The organism is Streptomyces sp. Y7, from assembly GCF_043195415.1.
Classification (GTDB): domain Bacteria; phylum Actinomycetota; class Actinomycetes; order Streptomycetales; family Streptomycetaceae; genus Streptomyces.
Genome location: NZ_JBIDDQ010000015.1, coordinates 129,238 through 139,783, shown reverse-complemented (window position 1 = coordinate 139,783; position 10,546 = coordinate 129,238). Strand labels below are relative to the sequence as shown.

The 10,546-nt window shown below is 71.5% G+C and carries 9 protein-coding genes; 8 read left to right on the top strand and 1 reads right to left on the bottom strand.

The window, feature by feature from the left end:
• The first annotated feature begins 65 nt into the window (after window positions 1–65).
• The 3 genes from ACGFW6_RS30010 to nudC all read left to right on the top strand — a co-directional run bounded on the left by ACGFW6_RS30010 (window position 66) and on the right by nudC (window position 6,066).
• On the top strand, window positions 66–3,551 hold the full coding sequence (locus ACGFW6_RS30010; RefSeq protein WP_393516572.1) for a UvrD-helicase domain-containing protein: 3,486 nt from the start codon (window positions 66–68) through the stop codon (window positions 3,549–3,551).
• Window positions 3,552–3,561: 10 nt separating this feature from the next.
• Window positions 3,562–4,965 (top strand): dipeptidase, encoded by a 1,404-nt coding sequence (locus tag ACGFW6_RS30005; RefSeq protein ID WP_393516569.1) that lies wholly within the window; start codon window positions 3,562–3,564, stop codon window positions 4,963–4,965.
• A gap of 156 nt (window positions 4,966–5,121) precedes the next feature.
• Entirely contained in the window at window positions 5,122–6,066 is a 945-nt protein-coding gene (gene nudC / locus ACGFW6_RS30000; RefSeq protein WP_393516567.1) for an NAD(+) diphosphatase, read from the top strand.
• A 120-nt stretch (window positions 6,067–6,186) separates the two neighbouring features.
• On the opposite strand, the gene ACGFW6_RS29995 is transcribed toward nudC, so the two are convergent.
• On the bottom strand, window positions 6,187–6,429 hold the full coding sequence (locus ACGFW6_RS29995) for a mycoredoxin (protein WP_030947039.1): 243 nt from the start codon (window positions 6,427–6,429) through the stop codon (window positions 6,187–6,189).
• A 127-nt stretch (window positions 6,430–6,556) separates the two neighbouring features.
• Here ACGFW6_RS29995 and ACGFW6_RS29990 point away from each other — a divergent pair, with 127 nt between their 5' ends.
• From ACGFW6_RS29990 to ACGFW6_RS29970, 5 genes are all read left to right on the top strand, one after another.
• On the top strand, window positions 6,557–8,809 hold the full coding sequence (locus ACGFW6_RS29990) for an ATP-dependent DNA helicase UvrD2 (RefSeq protein WP_393516563.1): 2,253 nt from the start codon (window positions 6,557–6,559) through the stop codon (window positions 8,807–8,809).
• Window positions 8,810–8,974: 165 nt separating this feature from the next.
• A complete protein-coding gene (locus ACGFW6_RS29985; RefSeq protein WP_393516560.1) occupies window positions 8,975–9,301 on the top strand; it encodes a hypothetical protein in 327 nt (108 codons plus the stop codon).
• A gap of 176 nt (window positions 9,302–9,477) precedes the next feature.
• A complete protein-coding gene (locus tag ACGFW6_RS29980) occupies window positions 9,478–9,855 on the top strand; it encodes a WhiB family transcriptional regulator (RefSeq protein ID WP_393516557.1) in 378 nt (125 codons plus the stop codon).
• A complete protein-coding gene (locus ACGFW6_RS29975) occupies window positions 9,852–10,175 on the top strand; it encodes a hypothetical protein (RefSeq protein WP_393516554.1) in 324 nt (107 codons plus the stop codon). The genes ACGFW6_RS29980 and ACGFW6_RS29975 overlap by 4 nt, the downstream gene beginning before the upstream one ends.
• 138 nt (window positions 10,176–10,313) lie before the next feature.
• The gene (locus ACGFW6_RS29970; protein ID WP_393516551.1) at window positions 10,314–10,535 is read left to right on the top strand and encodes a hypothetical protein; all 222 of its coding nucleotides are present in this window, start codon (window positions 10,314–10,316) and stop codon (window positions 10,533–10,535) included.
• The last annotated feature ends 11 nt before the right edge of the window (window positions 10,536–10,546 follow it).

The following is a 10,546-nucleotide window of genomic DNA, read 5'->3' as shown; positions in this document are numbered from 1 at the left end:
CGCTTCTCACGGCCCGGAAGGCGGTCTGGCATCCGCTGTCAGTGCCCGCCGCTAGCCTCTCTGAGGTGTCCGCCCGTATCACCGATCCCGAGCAGCTCAAGGAGCTCCTCGGCATCCCGTTCACTCCGGAGCAGACGGCCTGCATCACCGCGCCGCCCGCCCCGCAGGTGATCGTGGCCGGAGCCGGGTCGGGCAAGACGACGGTGATGGCGGCCCGCGTGGTCTGGCTGGTGGGCACCGGACAGGTCGCCCCCGAGCAGGTCCTCGGCCTGACCTTCACCAACAAGGCCGCCGGTGAACTCGCCGAGCGCGTCCGCAAGGCACTCGTGAAAGCCGGCGTCACGGACCCCGACGTCATCGACCCCGACAACCCGCCGGGCGAGCCGGTGATCTCCACCTACCACGCCTTCGCCGGCCGCCTGCTGACCGACCACGGCCTGCGCATCGGCCTCGAACCGACCTCCCGGCTGCTCGCCGACGCCACCCGCTACCAGCTCGCCGCGCGCGTGCTGCGCGAAGCCCCGGGTCCCTACCCGGCCCTCACCCGCTCCTTCGCCGACCTCGTCAGCGACCTCCTCAACCTGGACGCCGAACTCGCCGAGCACCTCGTACGGCCCGAGACCCTGCGCGCACACGACGCCGGACTGCTGCTCACCCTCCAGAGCGCCAAGCTCACCAACGCCGACCTGCGCAAGGTTCCCGAAGCGGCGGCCGCCCGCCGTGAACTCGCCGAGCTGGTGGTCCGCTACCGCGCCGCCAAACGCGAACGCGACCTGCTCGACTTCGGCGACCAGATCGCCCTGTCGGCACGGCTCGCCGCGGTCCCCGAAGTGGGCCGCGTCCTGCGCGACGAGTTCCGCGTGGTCCTCCTGGACGAGTACCAGGACACCTCCGTCGCCCAACGCGTCCTCCTGGCGGGCCTGTTCGGGGCCGGCACCGGCCACCCCGTGACGGCCGTCGGCGACCCCTGCCAGGCGATCTACGGCTGGCGCGGAGCCTCCGTCGCCAACCTCGACGACTTCCCCGAGCACTTCGCCCGCGCCGACGGCCGTCCCGCCGCCCGCCAGGCCCTCAGCGAGAACCGCCGCAGCGGCGGCCACCTCCTCGACCTCGCCAACGGCCTCGCGGAGCCCCTGCGCGCCATGCACGCGGGCGTGGAGGCCCTGCGCCCGGCACCCGGAGCCGAACGCGACGGCATCGTCCGCTGCGCCCTTCTGCCCACCCATGCCGAGGAGATCGACTGGATCGCCGACTCCGTCGCCCACCTCGTGAACACCGGCAAGGCACCCGGCGAGATCGCCGTCCTGTGCCGTACGGCGACCGACTTCGCCGAGATCCAGGGCGCGCTCGTCGCCCGTGACGTTCCTGTCGAGGTGGTGGGCCTGTCCGGGCTGCTCCACCTGCCGGAGATCGCCGACCTGGTCGCCGTCTGCGAGGTCCTCCAGGACCCGGGCGCCAACGCCTCCCTGGTCCGCCTGCTCACCGGCCCCCGCTGGCGTATCGGCCCGCGCGACCTCGCCCTCCTGGGCCGCCGGGCGCGCGTGCTGGTGTCCCACGCGCGCGTGGACGGCGACGACGACCCCGACCGCCGGCTCGCCGAGGCGGTCGAAGGGGTCGACCCCGCCGAGGTCATCTCGCTCGCGGACGCCCTCGACACGTTCCTGGAGACGCCACTGGACGGCGAAGGGGACGACGACGGGCTGCCCTTCTCACCGGACGCGCGCGTGCGCTTCGCCCGCCTCGCCACCGAGCTGCGCGACCTGCGCCGCTCCCTGTCCGACCCGCTGATGGACGTCCTGCACCGGGTCCTCGCCGTCACCGGCCTGGAGGTCGAGCTGTCGGCGTCCCCGCACGCGCTGGCCGCCCGCCGCCGCGAGACCCTGTCCAACTTCCTCGACATCGCCGCCTCCTTCGCGGCCGGCGACAACGAGGCGTCCCTGCTGGCCTTCCTCGGCTTCCTGCGCACCGCCGCCCAGTACGAGAAGGGCCTCGACAACGCCCTCCCGGGCGGCGAGAACACCGTCAAGGTGCTCACCGCGCACAAGTCCAAGGGCCTCGAATGGGACGTCGTCGTCGTTCCCGGCCTGGTCACCGGCACCTTCCCCAGCACCCAGGGCCGCGAGAAGTGGACCGCCCAGGCCAAGGTGCTCCCGCACGAACTGCGCGGCGACACCGACACCCTCCCCGACGTCGACTCCTGGGACTCCCGCGGCCTGAAGGCCTTCCACGAGGCCATGAAGGACCACCAGCACACCGAGGAACTCCGCCTCGGCTACGTCACCTTCACCCGCCCCCGCTCCCTGCTCCTCGGCTCCGGCCACTGGTGGGGTCCCACCCAGAAGAAGCCGCGCGGCCCCTCCGACTTCCTCTACGCCCTCTACGACCACTGCACCGCCGGCCACGGCGAGATCGAGGCGTGGGCGGACGAGCCGGCCGAGGACGAGGAGAACCCGGCCCTGCACCGGGAGAGCGCCGACCAGCTGTGGCCCCTGCCCCTCGACGCGGCCGCCCTGACCCGGCGCCGCGCGGCCGCCGAGACGGTCCTGACCCACCTGGAGAACCTGGCATCCCACGAGGACGGCCACCCCGCCGCGACCCACGACCCCGACACCTACGACGACCCGGACTGGCCCCCGCCGCCGGACGACGACGAGGCGTTCGCGGACGAGCCGCACCCCGAGGAGCCGCAGGACCACGAGAACCCCGAGGACTGGGACTCCTGGGCCACCGACCGCCCGACCCCGGCCATCCCGCACCAGGCACAAGCCCCGGAACCCGCTGTCCGCCCCCACCCCGCGGAGCCGGCCCTCACCCCCGAGGAAGCCCGCACCATCGCCTCCTGGGACCGCGACCTCGACGCCCTCACCGGCGAGCTCCTGCGCGCCCGCGCGGGCGTCACGGACGTACCCCTGCCCGCCTCGCTGACCGCGTCCCAGCTGCTGCGTCTCGCCGCCGACCCGGACGGGTTCGCACAGGAACTCGCGCGCCCCATGCCGCGCCCTCCACAACCCGCCGCACGTCGAGGCACCCGATTCCACGCCTGGGTCGAGGCCCGCTTCGAAGAACTGACGCTGCCCATGCTGGAACCGGACGACCTCCCCGGCAGCGAGGCCGAGATCGCCGACGAGCGCGACCTGGAGGCACTCAAGGACGCCTTCGAACGCACGGAGTACGCCCACCGCACGCCGTACCGCGTGGAAGCCCCCTTCCAGCTCGCGATCGCCGGCCGCGTCGTACGGGGCCGTATCGACGCCGTCTACAGGACCGGCGACGGCGAGGCGGCGACGTACGAGATCGTCGACTGGAAGACCAACCGCACCCGCACCGCCGACCCGCTCCAGCTCGCCCTGTACCGGCTCGCCTGGGCCGAGCAGCAGGGCGTGCCCCTGGAGTCCGTGGACGCCGCGTTCCTGTACGTCCGCACCGGCGAGGTCGTACGACCCGACGACCTGCCGGGCCGGCCGGCCCTGGAGCGACTGCTGAGCGAAGAGCCGGTCGCCGAGGTGAACTGTGAGGAACCGCCCAACCAGGATGTCGGTGCGGGCCGATAGGCTCGTGACCATGAGCCAGACCCCGGACAGCGCCGTCCGCACGTACATCGAGCAGCACCGTGCCGCCTTCCTCGACGACCTCGCCGAGTGGCTGCGCATCCCCTCCGTGTCGGCCCAGCCCGACCACGCGCCCGACGTACGCCGCAGCGCCGACTGGCTCGCCGCCAAACTCAAGGAGACCGGCTTCCCGACCACCGAGGTCTGGCCCACGGCCGGCGCCCCCGCGGTCTACGCCGAGTGGCCCTCCGACGACCCCGAGGCGCTCACGGTCCTCGTCTACGGCCACCACGACGTGCAGCCCGCCGCCCGAGAGGACGGCTGGGACAGCGAGCCCTTCGAGCCCGTCGTCCGCGAAGGACGCCTCTACGCGCGCGGGGCCGCGGACGACAAGGGCCAGGTGTTCTTCCACACACTCGGCGTCCGCACCCACCTCGCCACCACCGGCCGCACCACCCCCGCCGTCAACCTCAAGCTCCTCATCGAGGGCGAGGAGGAATCCGGCTCCCCGCACTTCCGCGCCCTCGTCGAGGAGCGGGCGCAGCGCCTCGCGGCCGACGCCGTGATCGTGTCCGACACCGGCATGTGGGCCGAGGACACCCCCACCGTGTGCACCGGCATGCGCGGCCTCGCCGAGTGCGAGATCCGGCTGTACGGCCCCGACCAGGACATCCACTCCGGCTCCTTCGGCGGCGCCGTCCCCAACCCGGCGACCGCCGCCGCCCGCCTGGTCGCCGCCCTGCACGACGAGCACGCACGCGTGGCGATCCCCGGCTTCTACGACGGCGTCGTCGAGCTGACCGACCGCGAGCGCGAGCTCTTCGCCGAGCTGCCCTTCGACGAGGCGCGCTGGCTGCGCACCGCCAAGTCCCACGCCACCCACGGCGAGGCCGGCCTCACCACCCTGGAGCGCATCTGGGCCCGCCCGACCGCCGAGGTCAACGGCATCGGCGGGGGCTACCAGGGCCCCGGCAGCAAGACGATCATCCCGTCCTCCGCGATGGTGAAGATCTCCTTCCGCCTCGTCGCCGGACAGGACCCCGAGCACATCGAGAAGGCCGTCCGCGCCTGGGCCGCCGACCAGGTACCCGCGGGCGTCCGCGGCGAGATCACCTTCACCGGTGCCACGCGCCCGTGCCTGACGCCCCTGGACCACCCGGCCCTGCAGTCCGTCGTACGGGCCATGGGCCGCGCCTTCGAAAGCCCCGTGCGCTTCACCCGCGAAGGCGGCTCAGGACCGGCCGCAGACCTCCAGGACGTCCTCGCCGCACCCGTGCTGTTCCTCGGCATCTCCGTCCCCTCCGACGGCTGGCACGCCCCGAACGAGAAGGTCGAGCTGGACCTGCTCCTCAAGGGCGTCGAGACCACCGCCTACCTGTGGGGCGACCTGGCCGCGACCTGGCGCCATGCGCCCTGAGCCACCGGGCCCGTCCGGAGAGGCATCGCGCGCGGGGCACACTGGAAACGCCGCCCCGCACCGCCCAGCCCTGCCGCGACCGGTCGCCTCCCGTCCCACGTCCCGCCGATCCGCCCGCCGAAGCACACCGTTCCACTGGGGGAGTTGGAAGCACCCGTGACCACCTGGACCGACCACACCGCCGACCGACCCATCTCGCTCACCGCCCCGAGCGGCATCGACCGCGCCGCCCACCACCGGCTCGACGAGGCCTGGCTCGCGGCAGCGTGGAGCCACCCCACCACCCGCTGCTTCGTGGTCTCCGGCGGCCAGGTCCTCATCGACGAGACGGCGGACGGACGCACCGAACTCGTCATGACCCCCTCGTTCGAGGCCCCTCTGACCGAGGCGCACCGCTACTTCCTCGGCATCGACGAGGACGGCGTCAGCTACTTCGCCCTCCAGAAGGACGCCCTGCCCGGCCGCATCGACCAGTCCGCGCGCGCGGCCGGCCTGCGCGAGGCGGGCCTGCTGCTGTCACCGCGCGACGTCGGCCTGATGGTGCACGCCGTCGGCCTGGAGAACTGGCAGCGCACCCACCGCTTCTGCTCCCGCTGCGGAGAGCGCACCGTGATCGCCGCGGCCGGCCACATCCGCCGCTGCCCCGCCTGCGGTGCCGAGCACTACCCCCGCACCGACCCCGCCGTGATCATGGCGGTCACCGACGAGGACGACCGCATCCTCCTCGGCCGCCAGGTCCACTGGCCCGAGGGCCGCTTCTCCACCCTCGCCGGCTTCGTCGAACCCGGTGAGTCCATCGAGCAGACCGTGCGCCGCGAAGTCTTCGAGGAGGCCGGCATCACCGTCGGCCAGGTCGAGTACGTCGCCAGCCAGCCCTGGCCCTTCCCGTCCAGCCTCATGCTCGGCTTCATGGCCCGCGCCACCACCACCGACGTAGAGGTCGACGGCGACGAGATCCACGAGGCCCGCTGGTTCTCCCGCGAGGAACTGCGCGTCGCCTTCGAGTCCGGCGAGGTCCTGCCGCCCTACGGCATCTCCATCGCGGCCCGCCTCATCGAGCTCTGGTACGGCAAGCCCCTGCCGACCAGAAGCTTCGTCTGAGACGACCCCCATCCGCGAGGGCGCTCGGTACCCGAGCGCCCTCCGCCCCCCGGACACACACGAAGGCGGTCCCTGAAGCGCCTCAGGGACCGCCTTCCAAGGACCGCACCGACGGTGCGATCAGGCGCTGATCTTCTGCTTGACCTGAGCCAGCGAAGGGTTCGTCATCGTCGAACCGTCCGCGAAGAGCACGGTCGGGACCGTCTGATTTCCGCCATTCGCCTTCTCGACGAAAGACGCGGACTCCGGGTCCTGCTCGATGTTGATCTCCGTGTACGCGATGCCCTCGCGGTCCAGCTGCTTCTTCAGCCGCTGGCAGTAGCCGCACCAGGTGGTGCTGTACATCGTCACAGTGCCCTGCATGTCTCGCGCGCTCCTCTGATAGCTCGGGGGAACAGGTCGTCCAGAGGGGGAACGTACGCGACCGGGCCGCCATTCCCACCCGGGGTATGGCCCTCACGTGACGCCTGCCGCATTGGTACGACTATCGATGCCTGCCTGTGGACAACCGGCACAGCCGTCTCCGGCGACCTGGCAGCATGGCCGTGTGACACCAGCAACGCACTCCACCCTCTTCCCGCAGGCACCGGACTCGGCCGACGCGGTGCTCGACGGGCTCGACCCCGAGCAGCGCGAGGTGGCCACCGCCCTGCACGGACCGGTGTGCGTACTCGCGGGCGCCGGCACCGGCAAGACGAGAGCCATCACCCACCGCATCGCCTACGGGGTCCGCGCAGGCATCCTCCAGCCCTCCAGCGTGCTCGCCGTCACCTTCACCAACCGCGCCGCCGGAGAGATGCGCGGCCGACTCCGCCAGCTCGGCGCCGCCGGAGTCCAGGCCCGTACGTTCCACTCGGCGGCCCTGCGCCAGCTCCAGTACTTCTGGCCGAAAGCGATCGGCGGCTCGATGCCCCGCCTCGTCGACCGCAAGATCCAACTCGTCGCCGACGCGGCCGCCGCCTGCCGCATCCGCCTCGACCGCAACGAGCTGCGGGACGTCACCGCCGAGATCGAGTGGTCCAAGGTCACCCAGACCGTCCCCACCGACTACGCCCCCGCCGCCGCGAAAGCCGGCCGCGAAGCCCCTCGCGACCCGGCCGAGATCGCCCAGATCTACAACGTCTACGAGGACCTCAAACGCGACCGCTCCGTCATGGACTTCGAGGACGTCCTGCTCCTCACCGTCGCCATCCTCCAGGACCGGCACGACATCGCCGACCAGGTCCGCTCCCAGTACCAGCACTTCGTCGTCGACGAGTACCAGGACGTCAGCCCCCTCCAGCAACGCCTGCTGGAGCTGTGGCTCGGCGAACGGGACAACCTGTGCGTCGTCGGCGACGCGAGCCAGACGATCTACTCCTTCACAGGCGCAACCCCCGACCACCTGCTCGACTTCCGCACCCGCCACCCCGGCGCCACGGTCGTCAAGCTCGTGCGTGACTACCGCTCCACCCCCCAGGTCGTGCACCTCGCCAACGGCCTGCTCGCCCAGGCCAGTGGACGCGCAGCCGACCACCGCCTGGAACTGATCTCCCAGCGCGACGCCGGCCCCGAACCCGTCTACACCGAGTACACGGACGAACCCGCCGAAGCCGAGGGCGCCGCCCGCCGCATCCGGGAACTCATGGACTCCGGCGTCCCCGCCAGCGAGATCGCCATCCTGTTCCGTACGAACTCCCAGTCCGAGTCCTACGAACAGGCCCTCGCCGACGCGGGCGTCCCCTACCAGCTGCGCGGCGCCGAGCGCTTCTTCGACCGGCCCGAAGTACGCAAGGCCGGCATCGCCTTGCGCGGCGCCGCCCGCTTCGGCGGCAACGACAGCCTCCTCGACGACGTCGTCGACCTGCCCTCCCAGGTGCGTGCCGTGCTGTCGGGGGAGGGCTGGACCACCGAGCCACCGGCCGGCTCCGGCGCCGTCAGAGAGCGCTGGGAGTCCCTGGCGGCCCTGGTGAACCTCGCCCAGGACTTCGCCGCCGCCAAGCCCGGCGCCACCCTCGCCGACCTCGTCGCGGAACTCGACGAGCGGGCCAACGCCCAGCACGCCCCGACCGTCCAGGGCGTCACCCTCGCCTCCCTGCACTCCGCCAAGGGCCTGGAGTGGGACGTCGTCTTCCTCGTCGGCGTCGCCGAAGGGATGATGCCGATCACCTACGCAAAGACCGACGAGCAGATCGAGGAGGAGCGCCGGCTCCTCTACGTCGGCGTCACTCGCGCCCGCCGCCACCTCCACGTCTCCTGGGCACTCACCCGCGCCCCCGGCGGCCGGCCCAACCGCCGCCCCAGCCGCTTCCTCGACGGACTGCGGCCCGGCTCCACCGCCACCGTCGGACGCGCCGCAGCCCGCGGCTCCGGCGGGGTCGAGCGCGGATACACCAGCAGACCGGACGCCGCCCCGCGACGGACGCAGCGCAGCCCCGCCCGCTGCCGCGTCTGCGGGCGCACCCTCACCGACGCCGGCGAGATGAAGCTGATGCGCTGCGAGGACTGCCCCTCCGACATGGACGAGGGCCTCTACGAACGCCTCCGCGAGTGGCGGGGCGTCCAGGCGCGGCTCAGCGGACAGCCGGACTTCTGCGTCTTCACGGACAGAACCTTGATGGCCATCGCCGAGGCGGAGCCGGCCGGTCCGGATGAGCTGTCGCGCATCCCAGGAGTGCTCAAGCGCAAGCTGGACCGCTACGGAGCCGATGTCCTGGCCATCTGCGCAGGCCAAGAGCTTGAGCAGGGCCAGGACGGGGAATGACACCAACTCGTCGAAAAAATAGTTTGCGCATGCCCCAGCAATCCCCATAGGTTCTTAGCCACGGGAACGGAGGCCTTCTCGGAGGCCCCAATTCCGTGTTGTACTTGCATACCCGCAGGACTGGCTCACGCCAGTCCCCCGAGACGCCGAGAGGAGGCGAGTCCAGTGATCAGCATCAACGCCAGCTCCATCAGCAGCGCCAAAATGACCGATCGCTCGGTCGTCGCTTCCCTGTGCATGCTCAGCGCCTCGAACCAGGGCACCGGTCTGTCCGGCATCCGTGCCGTCCGTCCGGCGTCCTCCGTGTCTCTCGCGGGCCTTCCCGTCCGTGAGCGCAATGAGCGACCGACCAAGGCACTGGAAGCGGCAGTAGAGGCCAAGGCACATGCCTATGCCTTTGCAGCGACCGGTGCCGGATTCCGGAAGCAGACGACGCAGCACCACCAGATGTGGGCCTTCCGTGGGCCAGAACCCTGGAGTGATCCAGCCTGACAGTCGATCAGGCCGGCGCCTTCAGGGCCGCGGAACCCCATCCGGGATCCGCGGCCCTTCTGTTTGTCCTCCAACGGGGATGACAGAGCGAAGGGGCCTCGGGACAAGAAAAGAACCCGGTACCAGCCGCCAACCGGCCCAACAGGGCCGGAACGAACAGACGAGGAAGACCAACCGTGCAACTCGAAGCGCACGCCCCGTCAGTACCGCCTTCAGACACGATCCCCAAGCCCGGCTCCACGGAGGACTCCACCTTGACCCCGCTCACTGCGCTCACCGCGCTCACCGCGCTCGACGACGCCATCGAGAACCTCGGCGTACCCGTCCCCTGCCGCTCCTACGACCCGGAGGTCTTCTTCGCCGAGTCGCCGGCGGACGTCGAGTACGCCAAGTCCCTCTGCCGCACCTGCCCGCTGATCGAGGCCTGCCTCGCCGGCGCCAAGGAGCGGCGTGAGCCCTGGGGCGTCTGGGGTGGCGAGCTGTTCGTCCAGGGTGTTGTCGTCGCCCGGAAGCGGCCGCGTGGTCGCCCGCGCAAGAACCCGGTCACGGCATGAACACCGCAGGCACGATCGACCGTCCCCTCACGCACGACCCCCAGAAGCAGGCCCCGATGAAGCCGTCCACCAACGAGCTCGCAGGCACCAAGCCTGAAGACTTCACCATCAGTGGCGCGAACGACTCGCGTCAGAACAGGAACCGAGAGATGCAACTCATCCAAGAAGCCCTGGCTCGTGCGCATATGCACGAGCGCCAGCACGAGGCGGTGCGGGAACGCCGGGCCGTGCGCCTGGCGTCCGCGCGCCGGATGCAGCGCAGGGCCGAGCGCGCCTCGATGCGTGCCCGCCGCGCGCTCGCCATGGCGGTCATGCAGTAATCGACGCCGCCGCCATGCGGTTGCCTCCCGACCAGGGAGGCGATGACTACACCCCGCGGGGGCCGGTCCGTATGAACGGACCGGCCCCCGCGGTGCGTTGTCCCCGGCGATCGGAAGAGGCGGCGGTATCGTCGCCGAGTGACGAGTCTTTCCGGAGGCAGTGACAGAGGCAGTGAAAACGGCGGCTCCACCGCAGAGCCCCAGTCCCTCGTGTGTGCCCACTGCGGCACCGAGGCTCGGTCCCCGCAACCCACCTGGACCTGCTCCGTGGAGAACGGCACCCGGCGCTACATCTGCGACACATGCTCGCGAGAGAACCTGAGAGCGATCGAGGGCCGGCTGGACTCGGCCTGGTGGTAGGCCGGCACCGG